We start from the raw sequence: 19,421 nt of genomic DNA, 5'->3' as shown, positions 1-19,421 counted from the left end.
TAGCGTTGCGTTTTCTTCCCCGTGATCATCTCGGGCATCGGTTCTCTCCTGCTGGGGAGTTATCGATGCGTGTCCACTGGGGTGGGGGAAGTCCACGTCGGGGTGAAACCGATTGTTAGGCCAAACGCTAGTCATAAACACCACCCCTCGAAGCGAAATCGAGCAGAAAAATGATTCGCTTGGTCTTTTCGGGCTCGTATACAAGACGGTAGTCACCGAGGCGATAACGCCAGCGCCCCTTCATATTCCCGGAGAGTGGCTTGCGTGTGTTTCCTTGGGGCGTGACTGGGTTTTCAGACAATTCCGAAATAGCTGACATGACCCTCCCCTGCAACTTCCTATCTACAGCTGAGATTGCCTTTCTGAATGTGTCGGTGAATGCAAGAAACCAAGCCATTGGTTTTGGTTCGGAAAGCGAAAACGGAACATCCGGCTCTCTTACACTGTAGGAGGCGCTGGACTTGAGGATTGCATTTTCGTCATTCCCTGGACCCCAGATTTCATTTAGCTCGCAATCAAGCTCCCACTTGTATTCGAGCGTGACAAAACGTCCTGCCGCAATATCCGCCAAGGCTAGATCTAGCTCGCTCATATCACCTTCCTTTCGGGCCTAACAGTGATTGGACCGCACGTCCTGATATTGAATGAACATCTTGCGCATTCATCAATATTATCTGACGCGCCTCATTTATCCCAACGCGTTGATTTTTCTCGAACCTAAGTATAGCTCGGCCACCTATGCAGAATTCACGCGCTTGCGCGTTTTGCCGGGACCAATAATACTGTATGTATATCCATATCATGAGGGAGCTGCTCTATGGATACGCACAACAGACCGCCGAAGCTGATGGACCGGGTGAAGGCTACCATGCGGGTGAAGCGCTACAGCCCACGTACCGAGAAAACCTACTGCTACTGGATACGCTACTTCATCCGCTTCCATGGCGTGCGCCATCCTTCCAGCATGGGAAGCTCCGAGGTACGCACCTTCCTAGAGCACCTTGCGGTGGAACGCCATGTGGCAGCCTCCACACAGAACCAGGCGCTGAATGCCATCGTGTTCCTCTATCGCCATGTCCTTGAGCAGCCCTTGGGAGACATCGGTGAATTCTCGCGCGCCAGGCGCCCACGCCGGCTGCCAGTGGTGCTATCCCACGAGGAAGTGATGGGCGTGCTGAGCCACCTATCTGGCTCCATGTATCTGATGGGGACATTGATGTACGGCTCAGGGCTGCGGCTCATCGAAACATGCCGCCTACGTGTCCGGGATATCGATTTTGAACGTCAGGTTATTACGGTGAGAGCTGGCAAGGGCGACAAGGACAGAACCACCCTGCTCCCTGCGATCTGCATTCCCTTCTTGCAGCATATACGCATGTGCTGGGAAAGGGCTTTGCCGGCGTACGTAGCCCTCTGGGATAAGAGATGATCGAAACATTCAGGCACGCTACCGCCAGGGGATGCTGCTACCAGCCCCCTCCCTGGCGGTTATTGGCCGCCGGCATGCCTCCATCGGGATGAGACCCCGCTTCGAAGCATGTGATTACATGCAGCTAACTAAATGAACGCATCGCCATGCGTAGCCGCATCTTGAGGAAAAGAGTCCTACGATGCAGGCCCGTATTGATTCTCCCTCGCCTGATACCCAGCCCTACGCCACATCCTGCATCTCCCGGCACTTGGGATAGGCCGAGCAGCCCCAGAACCGGTTGCCGGCGTTTGCGCCTCGCTTGGATGTGCGCAGCACCATGCCGCTGCCACACTTCGGGCATGTCCGTTCAGCGATGGATTCGAAACGTGCCTTGAGGTGTTTCACGTGCTGACGGTGCGTTTCGCGATTAGGCGCCAACCGGCCGGTTGTGATGCTTTCCAATACTTCCTGAACCTGAGCGTCCGACAGCACAGGCTCCTGGAACGACTTGATGTAGCGCACATAGCCGCCGCCGATAGTGACGTTGTCCGGCATCCTGGTCTTGAAGACGGCGCTACCGGAGAAAACCACCAACGAGTAAATGGTGTCCGCCGGCACGTCGAGCAGGGCTTCCAGCGCCTTCACATGCTTGTAGTTCTGACGCAGCGGGTTCTGGAACTTGAAGGTCTTGCGGTAGATCTTCTGGGTCCATTGGGCCTGTCTTTCGCTGCCGAATATCCAGCCCGTCATGTGCTTGGTTTCGATGACGAAAATGCCGTAGCGGGAGACGAGTGCGTGGTCGATCTGGGTGGTGCCATCGGGCGTGGGAAGCGTGACGTTGTGAACTCCCCGGTACTCCTCCGCCGGCAGCCGTAGCCTGGCGATCAGCTTGACGAAGGCTTCGCCGAAGATGCCCTTGAACCAGCGAGACTTGATGATGCCGAGAAGCACCACGATGGGAAGCACCCACCACAGCGGCCTTGCGGCTTCAAATATGATCGCGTAATCCAAGATGTCATCTCAGCTGTGGGGAACGGCATCAGGCCTTTGCTTCAGCCCGCTTAGCCCCAAGCTAACGTTTTCATACATGTAAATCTACGTAACGCGCCTGATTTTTGACCTTGGTCGTGACGATGAGGGTAAATGCTTACGCCATGTAAGCCATCTCTTACATGGGCCGGTTTTCAGCAAGGGTAAACAGAAAGCGCAGCGCCGTGGGCCCGGGATTGACCGTCTTATGCCAGGCCAGAGGCGGAATGAAGGCAGACGCAGCGCCGTCGCTGCATGCTGTTGCTAGCCCCCGGCTTCTAACCACGAACTGCCGCTTCGATCGCGGCGACGTCTATTTTTTTCATCGTCATCATTGCATCAAACGCCCGCTTGGCGGCGGAGCGGTCGGAGCCGGTATACGCCTTGGTGAGCGCGATTGGAATGATTTGCCAAGAGATGCCCCACTTGTCTTTGCACCAACCGCACTCGCTCTCCTGGCCACCGTTGCCGACGATTGCATTCCAATACCGATCAGTCTCGGCCTGGTCTTCCGTGGCAACCTGGAAAGAGAACGCTTCATTGTGCTTAAACGCCGGCCCACCGTTCAGCCCCAAGCAGGGAATACCCATCACGGTGAACTCGACGGTCAATACGTCCCCTTGCTTGCCCGAAGGAGAGTCGCCCGGTGCGCGATGCACCGCGCCGACGGACGAATCGGGAAAGGTCTTGGCGTAGAACAATGCCGCTTCCTCAGCATCGTGTTCGTACCAAAGGCAAACTGTGTTCTTTGAGATCTTCGTCATGATGGTCCCCTAGCGGCATGGCTCATCGCTGCCTGGTTGATGCTTTCCTCGGTCAGGAAAAGATAGGCCAGCCGGAAAGAAGCCGCCATGGGCTATACAAGGCCGGATTAGCAGGATAAGCGTTCAACAGCCGCTGCCCGCGGCGGGGCCCTTCAGATCGCTAAGCCGGCTGACTCGTCTACTCACCCTTCCTGGCAACGATGAAAACCGTCCCTTTTCCGGGCTGCCACTCCCGCTCGATGGAGAGCTCGGCATCGATCAGCTTGTTAGCCAGCGTCTGCTTGCCGAAGCGATTCACATAGGGAGCGAACCCCCAGTATCTGCATGGGTGGAATCACCAGGCGCAGCGGGCAGCACTTCTGTTCCGGAACGCTCTGGCGTTTTTCATCGATTTCGCTCTAGGTCAGCGCCTTCAGGTCATCACCCACTGCATCCCCGGCGTACCTGGAAGGTGGGCTTCAAGGGCGATGGGATATGAATCGAGGCGTGAGTTTCGGTTGAACAGCCGCCGGTACCGATCAAACGCCGTACTCGCGCTCCACCCTGGCGACTCGCACCCGAAAGCTGGAGTACCATTGCTCGCGCCCCAGCCGTTGCGCCTCCTGGTGCTCAGCATTGCTCTTCCACTGCCGTATGGCTTCCAGGCTTTCCCAGTAGGACACGGTAATGCCCAGGTTCTCCCTGGCGGACTCTATACCCAGAAACCCCGGCTGCGTTGCCGCCAGGCGCCTTGGTTGTTGTTTGACGGTTGATAAGCGACTCAGTAGAGCCAACGTCGGTACTCGGGGTGGAGTTCACGCATATCCTGATAGAGCCAGACCATCCGATCCAGGAACCAGAGCTTGCCCGCATAAATCAGTACCGAGCCCACCAGCGTAGGCCAAAGCTGGAGGTTGTACAGCCCCCACACGAGGAAGGGCAGGCCAACGACTGCGATGGCGCTCAACAAGTGTAAAGCACGGCTGTGATGCGCCGGTATGGGAACCTGCCCGCGGTTCAGCCATACACGCTCGCCGAGAACGGCTTTCGAAGCCCAGTTCTTCGTAGATGCGGGAACGGGAAAGAGACGCGGGTTGAGCCACGTCCAGAGCAGCGCAAGAAGGAGCGGTACCAGTGCCCACCAGCCCAGCCACACGCGACTCCAGATCGCGACCACGAGAAGAGGGAGGGCTGTGTTACGCGTCCAGACGCTCCAGGGGTTGGCGTGTCGTGCCCACGTCTGCTCGTTCATCCAGAACATGGCTGCCATCGCTCGCTCGTACGCCATAGCCCTCACAACCTCCAGATCTGCGAATCACACGCCTGCTGACGACGAAACTCGGCCGTCGCTTTCAGCGACCGCAGGGCTGCGATTTAATGGCTTTGTTAAAGCCATTACGGGCGGCCCCTCAGCCTTGCAAGAAAATGCACCCACCACGAGGCGTTAAATACCAGCGCCAACCCAATAAAAAGCTGAAACAGAAGACCCAGCGGCGACAAGACATGCACATACGACACTTCCATCGAGGACAGAAAGAAGCCAAGTGATCGAGGCAAATAGGCCAACGAAGTCACAATGAAATACACTCCTCCTAGCTGCAGCAGGAACTTCTGGCTTTGGTCATCCGTAGCAGAACCGCTTCCGCCAGCTTCGTAAGCCAAAACGGATTTTGCCGCGAGCCATATCAAATATACAGCCATCAGCCCAACAACGATAAAACTGCCTATCATTACAATGTAGACGTACCCTGGAATGATCTGCTCTTGGTACTGTTCCATGCTTGTGAGATACATGACCAAGCTGGGTACATTGAGGATCACTTGGACCAAAAGCCATAGTGAGAATAACCGTAGTGCTATTGCCGTGATTTCTTTCGTGGTCATACTTTACCCTTTAACGCTGAAGTTAACCCGCGGGCCAATGCATCCCCAATGTCAGTATCACTCACTTCAGGTCCGAACCTGACTAACCTGCGCAGCCCGCCACATTACCATCGCCCGCCCCAGGAACACGCCGCTGAACAGGCCATAGAGCAGGCTGACGGTGGCTGTGAACACCGCCGTGTCGGCGATGGGGAGCTGTCGTGCGCGTATCACTTCCACCGTGTACTTGGCGAAGAAGATCGCCAGCATGATGATCAGCGGTTGCCAGCTACCCGGCAGGTGGAAGGCTTGGCGTTCGGGAGAGAAGCGTACTGCCCTGGGGATGGCGAGCTTGAGGTGAAGCGCCACGGAGAGCGTGACGCCAAGCGCCCATAGGGCAAGACCGACGGGGTCGGTGCCGAATGCGGAAACGACGCCGTATAACGCCAGGACGAGGAAGACCGCCGGCAGGATGGTGGTACTGCGTCGGCTGGCGGTGCGTTCTCGGCTTTGCCGATAGCCGGTGACGAGCAGCACGATGAAGAGCAGGAATACCCAGCGCGGTGTGTTTCTTATTATCTCGAAGAGCATGGCCGATTCCCTGGCGCCGATTTCGCCTCAGCATAGCGAAGCGAGACCACCCCCTCCAGTCAGCATACGCTGCGTGAGTGTTCTGTAGCGAAAGATATAGCTGCGCTGAAGAAAGCCGAGTGCCAATATTTATCAAGGACTTGCACTCCACCCGCTCGGCTAGCCCATTGTGCCCCAACAACACCGGCAGGATGCCGACCACATAACAGGCAAAGGCTACGGTCGTGGCCCCACACCAGCGCCGCTGCGCGCTTCCAAGGCCTCGTAAAAAAAGCTCAAGATTGGTGTGGGCAAGCCAATAGGCTTTTACTAGACTAAATGTAATCTAATGTCACTAAACAGAATCTCTATGTATCCGAATGGCGACATCGACAGTGTCTCATAGCTAAAGAGGCAGAAGCAGAGCCAGCCGGTACTGTCGGGCGGTTGCCAACAGGGGTATCAGCATGATCGACAGGCTCAAGGCGGCGCCGCCCCTCGTCAGCAAGGCGCTGTGGCATCGCAAGAGGCCCGCCGAGCCGACGAGATCGAAGCCGAGCGCAAGCGCTCTGTGGTGAACTGGTGAATCCTGGCGCTGATGCGCCAGTGGAGGTGACGCCATGAACTGGACCAAACTCCCTGACAACTGGTGGTGCAACGAGTTCGGCGACCAGATCCACCGCTACGAGATTCTGGACGACGAGGGCCGATGCCAGATCGAGTACCACCTCCACTACGCAGGCGAGCGTCTGCCCTGGAGTGGCAAAACCCACACGCTGGCCGAAGCCCAGCGACAGTTGGAGCACAGCCGGATTCGATGACCTGAGAATCAGCGTTTCCTCTGGCTCACGGCACCCTATAGCACAGCTCCGCGAAACCCGTGCCCACCTGACGGACGGAGACCAGTTCCAGCGGCGGGTTCGTGATGCGGCGTGGAAACAGCGGCTTGCCGTTGCCCAGGGTGACCGAGCCCACCTGCACGAGGATTTCGTCCAGCAAGCCGGCATCATGGAATTGGCCGGCCAGATCGCCACCGCCCACGATCCAGAGGTTCTTTCCGCCTGCCGCTTGTACCATCTCGGCATGAATGGGCGAGACGCTACCCTGCACGAAGCGAATATCCGCACCTTCGATGCTCGGTAGCTTGCGGCTCGAGAAGACCCAGGTTGGCTGCGCATAGGGCCATGACGAGCCGGTTTCCTCGGCGACTTTTTCCGAATGACGCAGTATCCACTCATAGGTCGTAGAGCCCATGGCCAGCGCCCCGACCTCCGCGAAGAAGGCGGAGTAGCTCGTATCGTTGATGTCTGCCAGCGGAAAGAGCCAGTCCAGGGAATCGTCTTCGGTGGCGATGAAGCCGTCGAGGCTCGTGGCCGTGTAGTACTGCGTCTTCATGGTATTCGGCTCCGATTGATCAGGCGCTCTTCCGGCTACCTCAGCGGTCGTTCAGTCCCTTGCCCGCGAAAAAGGAATGATAGCCCACCAGTCAGCGCTTACTTACCCTCTAACCCTCTCAAACGTACCACTCCAATCCTTCATAGGGGCTTTTGCGCAGTTCCGCCAGCCGGCTTTCGAGATTGCCCGAGTGGATTTCGAGCTTGTGGCCATCCGGATCGAGGAAGTAGAGGCGATCGGCTCAAAGCCCACTACGCGAGTGTAGAAGTCGAATGAGCGTTCGAGATCACGCACCGCAAGCGTCAGATGGTTGATGCCGGTGACCATGCCTCGCTCCTTTCAGCGGGATGTTTCATTCACGAGAGAACGTATCATCCGGCAGGGATTGCCCCCGGCAAACACATCCTCTGGGATATCCTTCGTCACCACGCTGCCGGCTCCGATGACCGAGCGGGCACCGATGGTGACGCCGGGGCAGAGTATCGCCCCGCCGCCGATCCAGACGTCGTCGCCGATGGTGATGGGCTTGGCGGCTTCCAGTCCGCTGCGGCGCTGCTCGGCATCGAGCGGATGGGTGGCTGTGTAGACCTGCACGTTGGGGCCGAACATCACGTGATTGCCGATGGTAACGACCGCCACATCGAGGATCACGCAGTTGAAGTTGAAGAAGACCCGCTCGCCCAGGCTGATATTGCCGCCGTAGTCGCAGTAGAACGGCGGCTCGATAAAAGTACCCTTGCCCATGGCGCCGAACAGTTCGAGCAGCAGCCGCTTGCGCTCCTGGCCCTGATCGTCGCTCGAGTCGTTGAAGGCCTTTATCAACAGGCGGGCACGGCGGCGCTCGCGTTGAAGTTGGGCATCGCGAGGATCGTAGAGCTCGCCGGCCAGCATTTTTTCCTTTTCCGTCATGCTCACTCCTCGGCTCTTCCGCCTCCAGATACTCAGCAGCACATTCCATTCGCGCCTATCGGCACCAGTCGCGACGCGGAGCGGCGCTCCAACAGCGGTATTTTCTATCAAGGAGATGGGATGCTGCTGCCGAGGCGCCTGACGGCGCCAGTCGCGATGGGAACCAGCGCTCCAACAGCTGCCTTCTCCACCGACGGTGCCACGTCGTTGTTGGAGTATCTTCAGATCACGACTGGAGGCCGCAGGCCTCCCGGCGGTGTTGCCGGCATTCGCGACGACAAGCAACCTTTCAGCCTCCGCCAAGACGCCTGACGGCGCCAGTCGCGACGCGGAGTCGGAACGCCGAACCGGGCGCTCCAACAGCTGATTTTTCCTGCCATCGCAGGCATTACCGACGAGCCACCAGCAAACCTACCCCGGCACTGCCAAGCAGCGCCGCACAGCCACGATTGAACAGCCGCCGCATGGCGGGGCGGGAGAACCACTGGCGCAGGAAAGCCCCGACATAGGCATAGCCGGCGATGGCCACCCACTCGAGCAGCAGGAAGAGCGCACCGAGGACCGTGAACTGCAGCGCAACGGGGCCGGCAGGGTCGACGAACTGCGGTAGGAAGGCGGTGAAGATCAGGATCGCCTTGGGGTTGCCCGCCGCCAGCAGGAACTCCTGGCGAGCCAACCCCAACAGGCTGCGCTGCCGCCCTTCCAACTCCCGCTCCTCACCAGGTTCGGCGAACCACAGCTGGTAGGCCAGCCAGAACAGGTAGGCCGCCCCCAGCAGCTTGATGGCAAGGAACAGCTTTTCCGAGGCATACAGCAGCGTGGCAAGCCCGGAGGCCGCCAGTGCAATCATCGCCACGAACGCGACCAGGCGGCCGATCCCCGCCAGGCAGGCAACGTTGACGCCGTAGCGCTTGGCGTTGCTCATGGAGAGCAGGTTGTTGGGGCCCGGCGCCAGGTTGAGCGCGAAGCAGGCCGGTATGAACAGCAATAGCGTCGTCAGGTCCATGATGGCTATCCCAATCAATCAACCGGTATTGAGGGTATTGGGTTTCTAAGTTACTCGTAAAATCGTTTCGGAGTAACCGTCTATTCAGAGGACCTGAATTAATAGCTGCCTGTGGCGACAGGCAGCCTTCAAGCTAGTTAGAAGCTGATCGTAGCGCCATCCTCGGGGATTTCGACGCGGTCTTCGATACCCTTCCCGACGCCCCCCGCGAGTGCTTACTTACCCGCTACCCTTGAGTGTTGCTGGCTTCTTCTATCAAACACGGCCGCCAGATAGCGCCCGCCGGCCTGGCATTGGCTCCAGACCGGCAGTCGCTGTCCGCAAAGCAGTCGGCCCCGCTATTGCGGCGGCTCGATCACCCAGGGCTCCAGCTCCACCTCGTTCCTGCAACTGTCATCGACAGGCTCGTTCGGGGCGTCAAACGGCAGTGTCAGGGCTGCGTGCAGCACAGCAAGACACCCCTTATTTTAAAGGAGGCGGACTGTCACGAATTGCGTCATCTTGTAACTACACCGTGCAAAAGGATTCTGCTTCGAGAAGGAGGTGCAAGATGCGCTCTGGCACACCACTAAGAAACGGCCTGCAGCCGCTGGCGTTTGGAATTCCTCTACTGCTGACACCCGTGGCAGCACTCCATGCCGGCGAGCTTCCGGTACACACCCTGCCGGTGAGCATCGAGGCGGAAGGCGAACACTATCGCTATCGCTTTTTCATGGAGATCCAGGGCGAGGAATTGTACTGGACGTTGACCCAAGGACCGGAACTCACCCGTATCCATCCCGAAGAAGAAACGGGGTTAGGTGGCTCGGAAGACCTCTACGTCGGTTCATCCCTGGATAATCGCAGCTACCGTATTGACCCGCAGAACGATCTGCTGGTGCCGGTTTTCGACGCCGAGCAAACCGAACCGCCGCTGACGTACAAGGACGTCCTTGGCAAACAGCGCCGGGTGGATGAAGTGCATGTGCATGTAGCAGAAACCGGCGATACGCGGGAGATCGCCGGACGCGAGGCACATGGCTACCGCGTCGCCACGGTCACTGAACACACGTACTTGGAGGACGATGCCAACGAGCCCTATGCCATGATGAATTATGGCATGGCCTGGTTCTTCGAGGACCTCCCCTTCTCCCCTGCCGCCCTTCAGCCGAGTCCGGGCCTGTTCCGGATGGCTATCGCCCCGGCGGCTCCGGACGGCCTGGAAGGCTATTACCTGGATCGCCTGGTCGACGCCCTCGAACCCAAGGGCATGATCGCCGAGCTTCAGTTCCAGTCCTTCAGCATCGACCCGGAGCAACTGGCGTCGCTCGAAGCTCAGGGCTGGGAGCTGGAGGAGGGTGAGCCCGTCGGTCAAGCCCAGGGCTCCAGCTTCCGCCTGACAATGACCGAGTTCACTGATGGTGCAGAGCCGCTGGACTACGCGGTGCTGGGGAATCCACATCGAGTGGATGCCGCCACTCTGGAATATCTCGAAAGCCCACCGATGATGGCCAGAATGCTTGGCGCCTGCCCACCGCTGCCTGAGGGAATCGCGCGAGAGGCCCTGTCGGAAACCATGCAAGAACACGCCTCGTTTCGCGGCCGTGTGGAGGGCTTTCCGCAAGGGAGCGTGCTGGGCGAAGCCTCGTTCGGTAGTCAGGAGGATGACTTTTTCGGCCATGGTTTCGCCCTGACAGCAGAAACCTATCTGCCCTCGCTGGACCGCGCCGCTTGTCTGATCCTGCTGCGAGTCGGCGCAGGCATACCTGAGCCCGGGACCCTGCAGGTGGGCGCTGGAAACGCAGCCGTCGAAGGCAGCCTCATAGCCTATTACCTGGTCGGGGATGTCAGCGAACCGGGCGAGATCATGCACGTGGCCGTCGGCCGTGGAGTAAGCGGCGAAGTCCGCCTGAAAAGCATCGGGGAGGAAATCATGTATGGCGAGCTCGATGTGGAAGGCCACGTCACCCCGCTGAACAATTTGAGCGACACCCGCGAATTCCGTGTGCAGGGTGAATTCAACGCCCGCCGCGTGTGGGATCGGGTGCCCACGACCCGCTGAATGCAGCGGCCTAAGCCAGGGCGCCTATCGGTGCCAGTCGCGACGCGGAGTCGGAACGCCGAACCGGGCGCTCCAACAGCGGTATTTTCCGTCAAGGAGACGGCTGGCGGGCGACGGCGCGACGCCGTAGAGTGTCGTGCTGTCAGAGTGTCCACTGCAAACGGCAAAGGAGCGACAGGCGTGAATCCCGAGGATCTGGAGACGCTGGTTACATTGAGGATGCCGTTCGGCAAGTATGAAGGCTGGCTGATCGCCGACCTGCCCGGCCCCTACCTGAACTGGTTTGCCCGTGAGGGTTTCCCGCCGGGCGAGATCGGCCGGCTGTTGCACCTGATGCACGAGATCGACCACAACGGCCTGGGTGAGCTGCTCAATCCACTGCGTCGCAAGGGCTGACCATCAGGGAATACCGCCACCAGCCTTATATTGCCTGCTGCCTCAGTCGCTCGAACTCTTCCTTGCTGACTTCGTTGCGATCGGCATCGAGGATATGGCCGCCGATGGCGACGATGGATTGGGTGATGCGAATCAGCGTCTCGGGGTTGCGCGCCACGCTGCGTTTGTTGACGAAGTGAATCAGGATCGATACGCCGTTGACGATGGGCTGGTCGTCACCCTCGTGAATGGGCGGCAGTGTGCCGGGGGGCGAGGAGTTGGCGATGGTGAGCTTGTAGCCGGCCTGGGGGTCGCGGAGCACGTAGACGCCGAGCTTGGTGTCGTAGTGGGCATTCACCTCCCGGAACAGCTTGGCCAGGCGCCGATTGGTGTCGAGACCCGGCCAGTCGAGCACCACGAAGAGGCACTGCTTGATATCGTTGCCCGATACCGCCTGAAAGCGATGGGTGGGTGGCGGTTCCGCGGGCTCAGCGACGGCTTCCCGAGCCGGGCTTTCGGGCTCGACAGGGGCAGCCGGCTTGGCCGGCGGCGCTTCCGTTGGGGCGACTGGTGGAGTGGCGCTGCGCCGGGCGCGGCCCGAGAAAAACATCACCATGCAGACCATGGCCAGCAACAGCGCCGCGCCGGCCAATAGCAACACCACGATAGCCGGATCCATTCACTTCTCCCTACGTTGTCATGTCATGTTTTCGGCAGGGTGCGCCCTGCTTCTGCGTATCAAGCCGATCCTTTCGCCAATCGCCGGGAGGACAGACGCCGCTATCGGCACAGTCGCTCTATTCCCGTCGGCGTGTGCCGGCTCCCCGGTTAGCCTGAAAGCGTTATGTGCCGTGGGCTCGGGCCGGTTCAACGATCATTCAATAATATGCCGATATGGCACATCGAACCATGCCGGCTATCAACGCTAGCGGCTCACGCCGACAGGGTTGGCTCTGGTGGAACGGCGCTGATCGTTGAAGCCTTTCGATGGCAGGCCGGTGACGAAGGCGTCATGCTAGAGTCAAACGTCTGAAAGACGGTTGAAGAGGAGGAACCAGCCTTTCGTAGTGGCACTGGCCAGTGAGGATGCCGGACTGTCAGACGATGGAAAGGCAAGCGGGTCAGTGTCGGAGGTGCCCTCTACTCAGGAGCGTTGCCCGATGGTTCGACTCGACAAGAAAGCCAAGCGGCTCTATGTGCTGGACACCAATGTCCTGATCCACGACCCCGCTGCCCTGTATCAGTTCGAGGAACACGAGGTGGTCATCCCCATGACCGTGCTCGAGGAGCTCGACAAGCACAAGAACGGCCTGCGCGAGATCGCTCGCACCGCCCGCCAGGTCAGTCGCACCCTCTCCGACCTGACCAACCAGGTCTCCTTCGACGAAATCCAGCAAGGCATTCCCATTCCCCGCGCCGGTGGCACCCCGATGGGGCGGCTGCGGTTTCTCTGCTACCCCGAACTGAAGTCCCTCGAGCACCTGGAAGAGAGCCCCGACAACCGGCTGCTGGCGGAGACCTGCCGGCTGCGCGACGAACGTCCCGACGCCTCGGTCATCCTGGTTTCCAAGGATATCAACCTCCGGGTCAAGGCCGCCGCCCTGCGGGTACCGGTCGAGGACTACCTGACCGACCGCGCCTTCAGCGACAGCGACGCCATGCTCGAAGGCGTACGCATCTATCCCGACTCGGAAGGCGACAACGGTCCCTGGGACCAGCTCGAAGTGGACGTCACCGTCGAGCGGGTCGACCACCACACCTTCTACCGCCTGGAGGGGAGCATGCCCGCCGACTGGCACCTGGGCATGCTGGTATCGGACAGTGAGAACGGCGCCGGCTTCGAGGCCATCGTTCGCGAACTGGGCCCCAACCACGCCCGGCTGCAGTTGCTCACCAACTATCGCCACAAGGCCGGTGTCTGGGGGGTCCATGCCCACGACAGCCGCCAGAACTTCGCCCTCAACCTGCTGATGGACGACGACATCGACCTGGTGACCATCGCCGGCAGCGCCGGTACCGGCAAGACCTTCATGACCCTGGCGGCGGCGTTCCAGCAGACCCTGGACGCCAAGCGCTTCGAGCGCATCGTCTTCACCCGGGCACCCATCACGATGAGCGAGGACATCGGCTTTCTGCCCGGCACCGAGGAGGAGAAGATGTCGCCCTGGATGGGCGCCTTCCACGACAACATGGACAACCTGCTGCGCGACGAGCATGACGGCAGCACCAGCTGGAGCCAGGATGCCACCCGCACGCTGATCGGCTCCCGCGTGCAGATTCGCGCGCCGGGCTTCATGCGCGGCCGCACGCTCAACGATACCTTCCTGATCATCGACGAGGCCCAGAACTTCACCCCCAAGCAGCTCAAGGCCCTGGTGACCCGCGCCGGGCGCAACACCAAGATCGTCTGCCTGGGCAACGTCGGCCAGATCGACACGCCCTACCTCACCGCCAATACCTGCGGCATGGCGGCGGTGGTCCAGCGCTTCAGCAACTGGGCCCATGCCAGCCATGTCACCCTGAGAAGCGTGGAGCGCTCACGCCTGGCACTCGCCGGCGAAGAGCTGCTCTGACACCATGACACTCTGGCTGGAGCGGGCATGCCGCCCTACTCCAGCCAGAAACCCAGCAACAGCAACACCGCCACCCCGATCATCAGCGGCACGGCCAGCTGCCGGAAGCGCCGCTCGTAGCGTGTCAGTCCATCGATCCACGCCATCGCCCCTTTTTCCTGCGCCACCAGCCAGGCTCGCAGGCGTGAGCCGCGTGTTTCGAGGCCATCACCGAACGCCTTCAGTCCGGCGCCCAGGTGTCGCGCCAGCGACGCATAGGGCCACCAGAGGTCCCCCGGCATCAGCCGCCAGACGACACGCCGCCGCCGGGTGATATCCGCCAGCCCGTAGAAACCCAGGCCAGCCAGCGCCAGGCCAGCCCCCACCGGCCACAGCAGGCCAGGCAGCTCGTCGGGCGGTGGCCACGGGGAGTCGACGACGCCCCCGGCAACGGGTAGCCAGAGTGGCAAACTGGTGGCGGCCACGATCGCGAACAGCCAGGCCAGCGGCATGGTTCCGAGCAAGGGTATGGCATGGTGTCCCCGCTCGCGCCACTGTCGCCACAGTGCCCGGGCCATCAACAGCGTGGTGCCCACGGCGGCCAGGCTCAACCAGATGACCAGAGCGCCATGGCCACCCTCGTAGAGCACGCCCTTGAACGCCCACTTGCTGGCCAGGCCGGACGCCAGCGCCCCCGCCAGCGAGAGCGCCGGCAGCACCAGCAGCGGCCACAGCAGCCAGGCCGGCAGCCTCGGCGGGTGTTCGCTGATGCCGATGCCAAGGAACAGCGCTCCCTTGGTCATGCCGTGGTGAGCGGCGAACAGCACCACCGCCACCGACAGCGCCGGCCATAGCGCCGGGTCGGTCAGGCCGATGCCCACCAGGGCGGTGAGCATGCCCATCTGGCTGACGCTGGAGTAGGCCAGCACCGCCTTGGGATGGCGCTGGGTGATGCCGAACAGTGCCGCGCCCAGTGCCCCCACCAGGCCCAGCACGACAACCAGCCGCCCCAGGGGCTCGAGCCCGGCAGCCGGGTCGCCCAGCGGCAGCACGCTGAGCCAGCCCACCAGGCCGGCCTTGATCATGACCCCACTGAGTACCGCACTGGCCGGCGTCGGGGCCACCGGATGGGCCAGCGGCAACCAGACGTGCAGCCCCACCACCCCGGCCTTGACGCCGAATCCCAGCCACAAGATGGCCGCCATCCAGGCCCCCTGTTCGGCGTCGACGATGCTCTCACGCAGGCCGGTAAGGGTCAGCGTTTCCGCACTGCCCGCCGCCCAGAGCAAGCCGCCGAGGATCAGCGCCTCGCCGAACAGGGCCATGATCAGGTAGGCCCGCCCCCCAAGGTGGGCGTCGCGGTTATCGGCGTGGACCACCAGGCCATAGGCGGCGAAGGTCATCACCGCGAAGCCCAGGTAGAAGCTGGGAATGTCCTCGGCCAGCAACAGCAGCAGATTGCCGGCAAGCGTCAGCGGCCAGAGCAGGGCCAGGCCCGTCAGGCGGCGAAAGGTCTCGCCATCTCCCGCTTCGCCGGCCTGCTGCTCGGCAATCAGGTACCCCCGGGCATAGACACCGGCCAGCCCCCACAGCAGGGTGCTGAACAGCAGCCAGGGGCGGCGGGCCTCGTCGAGCTGCCACACGCCGCCAAGCAACCACCCCTCCAGCAGCAGGGTCGTTTCACCGGGCCAAAGCGCCAGCGCCAGGGCCGGCAGCGGGGCCGAGGCCCACCAGGCATCCAGCAGCTTCGGCCGGGGGCCCGGTCGCCACAGCGCTTCCTGCTCCATCATCAGCCGCAGCGGGCTTCGCAGCATCAGCACCAGGGGCCAGAGAATGGCCAGTATCAGCAGCAGCGTCGCGGTCATGGCAGGTACTCCTCCGTGGCCACGAGCGTTGCCAGGTCCAGCGGGCTGAAGGGCAGCCCGGCCAGCAGCCCCGCCAGCAGACTGAACAGCGCCGTGGCCAGGGACGGCCACAGCAGCCAGCCGCTGGTCTCGAAGCGCCCCAGGCAGCGCTCTTCGGGCCACTGCCCCTTGCCGTGTGCTGGCCCGGCACGAAACCATAGCCGGTGCAGGATCGGCAGGAAGTAGGCGGCATTGAGCAGGCTGCTGGCCACCAGCACGCCAATGACCCAGGGCATGCCGGCCTGCACGGCTCCCAGGCCCAGATACCACTTGCTGATGAAGCCGGCCACCGGCGGCAGGCCGATCATCCCCAGCGCGCCGACGGTGAAGGCCAGGCTGGTCAACGGCATTCGCCGGCCTGCCCCGTCGAGTTCGTCGATGCGGTGAATGCCGAGCTCCTCGGCGTAGTTCCCGGCGCAGTAGAACAGCGTCACCTTCATCAGGCCCTGGTGCATGAGGTGAGCCAGCCCGGCAATGGTGCCGAAGGGGCCGAACAGGCTGATGCCGAGCACAATGTAGGAGACCTGGCTGATGGTGGAGTAGGCCAGCCGCGGCTTCAGCTCCTGCTGGGCCAGGGCACGTATCGAGCCGTAGAGTATGGTGAAGACAGACAGCACCGTCAGCACCGTGAGCAGCCCCAGCTCGAAGGTCAGCTGGATGCCGTAGACGTCGTACACCAGGCGTACGATGCCGAAGGCGCCCGCCTTGACCACCGCCACCGCATGCAACAAGGCGCTGACCGGTGCCGGTGCCACCATGGCCCGCGGCAGCCAGCCGTGCAGCGGCACCAGGGCGGCCTTCACCCCCAGCCCCAGCAGCATTACCAGGAACAGCCCGATCAGCAGCGGATGATACGACGGGTCCAGGTCGCGCAGCATCTCGCGCTCACCGAAGGTGACGTCCCCCACCAGCGCATGCAGCCCCACGACCCCAAGCAGCAACACCAGGCCGCCGGACAGTGTGTAGCGCAGATAGACGGTGCCGGCAGCCAGCCCCGCCGGATGCCCCCGATGCACCACCAGCGGGTAGGTGGAGAGCGTCAGCAGTTCATAGAACAGCAGGAAGGTGAATAGATTACCGGCCAGGGAGATGCCAATGGTGCTGGCCACACAGAGGCTGAAGAAGGCGAAGAAGCGCTTGCGGTTGGGGGAGTCCTCCAGGTAGCCGATGGCGTACACCGTCGTGGCCAACCACAGCAGCGACGATAGACCGGCAAACATCATCCCCAAGGCATCGACCCTGAGCAGGAACTCGACCCCCGGCACCACGGTGAAGCCGAACGCGAACTCTCGTCCCTGATAGAGCCCCACCACCATCAGCCCCACCAGCAGCAGCTTGAGCAGTGCCGCCGAGAGGTTGAGCGCCGCCCGTGCCCGCCAGGCCCGTTCCGGCAGCAGCAGGATCAGCGGCGCCACCAGCAGCGAGGTGGCAAGGGTGATCAGCGGCAGCCATGCCTGGCTCATGGCCCACCTCCCGCGATCTCCAGCAGCGCCAGCGGCCACGTCGCCGCCAGGCCCAGCAGCAGCGAGGCAAGGGCCAGGATCAGGGCGATCAGGTCCATCCTCAGGGGAACCGGCCGGTAGTCCTCAAGCTCCACATCCTCGACGAAGGAGTAGCGGAACACGCGGAACACATAGGCGGCGCTGAGCAGGGTGCCCACCGCCAGCACCAGGAGCCAGGGCCACTGCCCGGCGGCCAGTGCCGCGTGGAGCAACAGCCACTTGGCGGTGAAGCCGGCGCTGGGCGGCAGGCCCACCAGGCTGATGGCGGCGATCCCGAAGCTTAGCAACGCCAGCGGGAAGCGCCGGCTGGCACCGGCCAGGCCCGACACCCGCGACTCGCCAGTGGCCAGCATCAGGTTGCCGACGGCCAGGAACATGGCGGCCTTGGCCAGGCTATGGGCCAGCAGCTGCAGCCAGACGCCGTCCCAGGCGATGCTGGCCACCGCCGGCGCCGTGCCGATGAGCAGCGGGAAGCCGATCAGCAGGTAGCCTAGCTGCGACACCGTGGACCAGGCCACCACGTCCTTGAGCTTGTCGGCCCGCCAGGCCAGCAGGCCGCCCCACACCACGGCCGCCGCCCCCATGCCACCCACCACCCAGGCCGCCACAGCCGCCTGGGGTGCGAATACCAGCCACAGCTGCAGGGCGATGAAGAACGAGGCCTTGATCACCAGGGCGGCATGCAGTGCGCTGACCGGCGTCCAGGCCGAGCCATGCACCGGCGCCAGCCAGGCATGCAGGGGAAAGGCCGCCGCCTTCAGCAGCAGCCCGGCGCTCAGCAGCGCCATGGCCACCCACAGCACCGGACCCGCCTCGACCGCCTCGGCCAGCCCCGCCAGGTCCAGGCGCCCCCAGGCCCCCAGCAGCAGCGCCAAGCCCAGCAGGAAGGCGAGCGAGCCGATCAGGGCGAGCAGCAGATAGCGCATGCCCGCCGCCAGCGCATCCTCCCGCCCCGGCAGCAGCATCAGGCCCACCGCGCTCAGCCCCATCAGCTCCAGGCCGATGTAGAGCGTCAACAGGTCGGCGGCCAGCCAGATCAGCGACAGGCTAGCCGCCAGCAGCCCCATCAGCGGCCAGAGCCAGGCCGGCCCCCTGCCCTGGGCCTGCACCGCAACACGCAGATAGGCCGGGGCATAGGCGGCGCTTGCCAGCACCAGCAGTTGGGTGAGCAGCAGCAACAGCAGCGTCAGGCCATTGGCACGCCAATGCAGCGTCAGGCCGTCGAGCTCAAGCACCCAGGCCTGGGTGCCCTGGGACACGACCAGCGGCGTCAAGGTCAAGAGGGGCAGCAGGGCAAGCAGCGACGCCAGAACCGCAGGCCAGCCGCGCTTGGGCCGACAGGCAGCGCCCAGCACACCCAGCAGCAATGGCAGAACGACGACCAGCAGCGCCATCACGCTGCTACCCGTCGTGGGTAGCTGGGTCGTCACCAGCCCCAGGCGCTCGATCATGACGCCTGCCCGTCGCTGGCCGAAGCCGGCTCCCGGCTCGGCACCAGGGCACCCAGGCGGCGAACCAGCAGCGCGCCTAGCGCCGTGCCGAGCAAGGCCACGACCAGGCCGGTAATCACCAGCCCCTGGCCCGCGGCGGGCGCCGTCTTGCCCACCAGCGACATCAACAGCAGGAAGATACCGGTACCGGTGATATTGAATGCCAGCAGCCGGCGCAGGAGATGGGTATGCAGGGCGAAGGCCCATAGCCCCAGGCCGATCAGCACCAGCCCGCTCCAGCGCGCCGCCAGGCTGCCATCGCTGGCCGGCAAGCTGCCCAGGGCGGCCGCGAGCATGCCCAGTAGGGCCAGAACGGGTAACAGGTGGACGAGCCCCCGCCGCCAGATCAGCGGGACAGGGTCCCTGGCATGGGCCAGCCGAGCCGTCGGCGCTCGACCGGCGAGGCCAACGCCAAGGGCGTGGAACAGGAAGCCGCCGGTCAAGGCGGCTCCCAACAGGGTTTCCAGCATCGCCAGCCAGAGGAAACCCAGCTTCCACCAGGTCAGCGCCACGGCGAGGGCAAACAGCACGAATAGCGAACAGGCGCGAACCAGGTGGCGATCGAGAAGGACAAAGGCCGCCAGCAATACAGGCAGCGTTACCAACAGCACATCGTCAAGTGGCGGCATAG

At 62.5% G+C, this 19,421-nt stretch carries 19 protein-coding genes and 3 pseudogenes; 5 read left to right on the top strand and 17 right to left on the bottom strand.

Going from position 1 to position 19,421, the window contains the following annotated elements; genetic code table 11:
• Positions 1-127: 127 nt before the first annotated feature.
• Positions 128-592, bottom strand: coding sequence for a type II toxin-antitoxin system RelE family toxin (locus LY622_RS18000; protein WP_234292149.1), 465 nt, complete (start codon positions 590-592; stop codon positions 128-130).
• A gap of 225 nt (positions 593-817) precedes the next feature.
• On the opposite strand from LY622_RS18000, the gene LY622_RS17995 reads away from it, so the two are divergent.
• Entirely contained in the window at positions 818-1,429 is a 612-nt protein-coding gene (locus LY622_RS17995; RefSeq protein ID WP_234292148.1) for a phage integrase N-terminal SAM-like domain-containing protein, read from the top strand.
• A 222-nt stretch (positions 1,430-1,651) separates the two neighbouring features.
• Here LY622_RS17995 and LY622_RS17990 read toward each other — a convergent pair whose 3' ends face one another.
• The 6 genes and pseudogenes from LY622_RS17990 to LY622_RS17965 form a co-directional block, all read right to left on the bottom strand.
• Positions 1,652-2,365, bottom strand: a complete 714-nt coding sequence (locus LY622_RS17990) for an NERD domain-containing protein (protein ID WP_234292147.1) — start codon at positions 2,363-2,365, stop codon at positions 1,652-1,654.
• A 353-nt stretch (positions 2,366-2,718) separates the two neighbouring features.
• Positions 2,719-3,204, bottom strand: coding sequence for a VOC family protein (locus LY622_RS17985; RefSeq protein ID WP_234292146.1), 486 nt, complete (start codon positions 3,202-3,204; stop codon positions 2,719-2,721).
• A 518-nt stretch (positions 3,205-3,722) separates the two neighbouring features.
• Positions 3,723-3,929, bottom strand: a pseudogene (locus LY622_RS17980) (antibiotic biosynthesis monooxygenase family protein); the annotation flags it as partial.
• Between the two features lie 35 nt (positions 3,930-3,964).
• Positions 3,965-4,453, bottom strand: coding sequence for a DUF6653 family protein (locus tag LY622_RS17975; protein ID WP_234292145.1), 489 nt, complete (start codon positions 4,451-4,453; stop codon positions 3,965-3,967).
• A 125-nt stretch (positions 4,454-4,578) separates the two neighbouring features.
• Positions 4,579-5,067: a hypothetical protein gene (locus tag LY622_RS17970; protein ID WP_234292144.1), complete on the bottom strand. Its 489-nt coding sequence runs from the start codon at positions 5,065-5,067 to the stop codon at positions 4,579-4,581.
• A gap of 66 nt (positions 5,068-5,133) precedes the next feature.
• Positions 5,134-5,637 (bottom strand): DUF6622 family protein, encoded by a 504-nt coding sequence (locus tag LY622_RS17965; RefSeq protein WP_234292143.1) that lies wholly within the window; start codon positions 5,635-5,637, stop codon positions 5,134-5,136.
• Positions 5,638-6,236: 599 nt separating this feature from the next.
• Here LY622_RS17965 and LY622_RS17960 point away from each other — a divergent pair.
• Positions 6,237-6,437 (top strand): hypothetical protein, encoded by a 201-nt coding sequence (locus tag LY622_RS17960; RefSeq protein WP_234292142.1) that lies wholly within the window; start codon positions 6,237-6,239, stop codon positions 6,435-6,437.
• Between the two features lie 25 nt (positions 6,438-6,462).
• Here LY622_RS17960 and LY622_RS17955 read toward each other — a convergent pair whose 3' ends face one another.
• The 5 genes and pseudogenes from LY622_RS17955 to LY622_RS17935 all read right to left on the bottom strand — a co-directional run bounded on the left by LY622_RS17955 (position 6,463) and on the right by LY622_RS17935 (position 8,926).
• The gene (locus tag LY622_RS17955; RefSeq protein ID WP_234292141.1) at positions 6,463-7,011 is read right to left on the bottom strand and encodes a dihydrofolate reductase family protein; all 549 of its coding nucleotides are present in this window, start codon (positions 7,009-7,011) and stop codon (positions 6,463-6,465) included.
• 118 nt (positions 7,012-7,129) lie between these two features.
• Positions 7,130-7,243: pseudogene (locus LY622_RS22745) on the bottom strand (glutathione transferase); the annotation flags it as partial.
• A gap of 14 nt (positions 7,244-7,257) precedes the next feature.
• Positions 7,258-7,338: pseudogene (locus LY622_RS22740) on the bottom strand (VOC family protein); the annotation flags it as partial.
• A 12-nt stretch (positions 7,339-7,350) separates the two neighbouring features.
• On the bottom strand, positions 7,351-7,920 hold the full coding sequence (locus LY622_RS17940) for a sugar O-acetyltransferase (RefSeq protein ID WP_234292140.1): 570 nt from the start codon (positions 7,918-7,920) through the stop codon (positions 7,351-7,353).
• Positions 7,921-8,308: 388 nt separating this feature from the next.
• A complete protein-coding gene (locus LY622_RS17935; protein WP_234292139.1) occupies positions 8,309-8,926 on the bottom strand; it encodes a LysE family translocator in 618 nt (205 codons plus the stop codon).
• 550 nt (positions 8,927-9,476) lie between these two features.
• On the opposite strand from LY622_RS17935, the gene LY622_RS17930 reads away from it, so the two are divergent.
• The gene (locus LY622_RS17930) at positions 9,477-10,967 is read left to right on the top strand and encodes a hypothetical protein (RefSeq protein ID WP_234292138.1); all 1,491 of its coding nucleotides are present in this window, start codon (positions 9,477-9,479) and stop codon (positions 10,965-10,967) included.
• Positions 10,968-11,147: 180 nt separating this feature from the next.
• Positions 11,148-11,363: a DUF3820 family protein gene (locus LY622_RS17925; protein WP_234292137.1), complete on the top strand. Its 216-nt coding sequence runs from the start codon at positions 11,148-11,150 to the stop codon at positions 11,361-11,363.
• Positions 11,364-11,388: 25 nt separating this feature from the next.
• On the opposite strand, the gene LY622_RS17920 is transcribed toward LY622_RS17925, so the two are convergent.
• Entirely contained in the window at positions 11,389-12,021 is a 633-nt protein-coding gene (locus LY622_RS17920) for a cell division protein ZipA C-terminal FtsZ-binding domain-containing protein (RefSeq protein ID WP_234292136.1), read from the bottom strand.
• A 481-nt stretch (positions 12,022-12,502) separates the two neighbouring features.
• On the opposite strand from LY622_RS17920, the gene LY622_RS17915 reads away from it, so the two are divergent.
• Complete coding sequence (locus tag LY622_RS17915) at positions 12,503-13,915, top strand: PhoH family protein (protein WP_234292135.1); 1,413 nt, start codon at positions 12,503-12,505, stop codon at positions 13,913-13,915.
• 35 nt (positions 13,916-13,950) lie between these two features.
• On the opposite strand, the gene LY622_RS17910 is transcribed toward LY622_RS17915, so the two are convergent.
• Genes LY622_RS17910 through LY622_RS17895 form a run of 4 tightly spaced genes read right to left on the bottom strand, consistent with a single transcriptional unit; the run spans position 13,951 to position 19,419 of the window.
• A complete protein-coding gene (locus LY622_RS17910; protein ID WP_234292134.1) occupies positions 13,951-15,759 on the bottom strand; it encodes a complex I subunit 5 family protein in 1,809 nt (602 codons plus the stop codon).
• The gene (locus tag LY622_RS17905) at positions 15,756-17,261 is read right to left on the bottom strand and encodes a complex I subunit 5 family protein (protein WP_234292133.1); all 1,506 of its coding nucleotides are present in this window, start codon (positions 17,259-17,261) and stop codon (positions 15,756-15,758) included. The genes LY622_RS17910 and LY622_RS17905 overlap by 4 nt, the downstream gene beginning before the upstream one ends.
• Positions 17,258-18,751, bottom strand: coding sequence for a complex I subunit 5 family protein (locus LY622_RS17900; RefSeq protein WP_234292132.1), 1,494 nt, complete (start codon positions 18,749-18,751; stop codon positions 17,258-17,260). The genes LY622_RS17905 and LY622_RS17900 overlap by 4 nt, the downstream gene beginning before the upstream one ends.
• Positions 18,748-19,419, bottom strand: a complete 672-nt coding sequence (locus tag LY622_RS17895) for an NADH-quinone oxidoreductase subunit K (protein WP_234292131.1) — start codon at positions 19,417-19,419, stop codon at positions 18,748-18,750. Before LY622_RS17895 ends, LY622_RS17900 begins: the two co-directional genes overlap by 4 nt.
• Positions 19,420-19,421: the final 2 nt, after the last annotated feature.

It is taken from the genome of Halomonas alkalisoli, assembly GCF_021412585.1.
Lineage (GTDB): Bacteria > Pseudomonadota > Gammaproteobacteria > Pseudomonadales > Halomonadaceae > Halomonas > Halomonas alkalisoli.
This window is presented reverse-complemented; position numbering and strand designations above follow the sequence as displayed.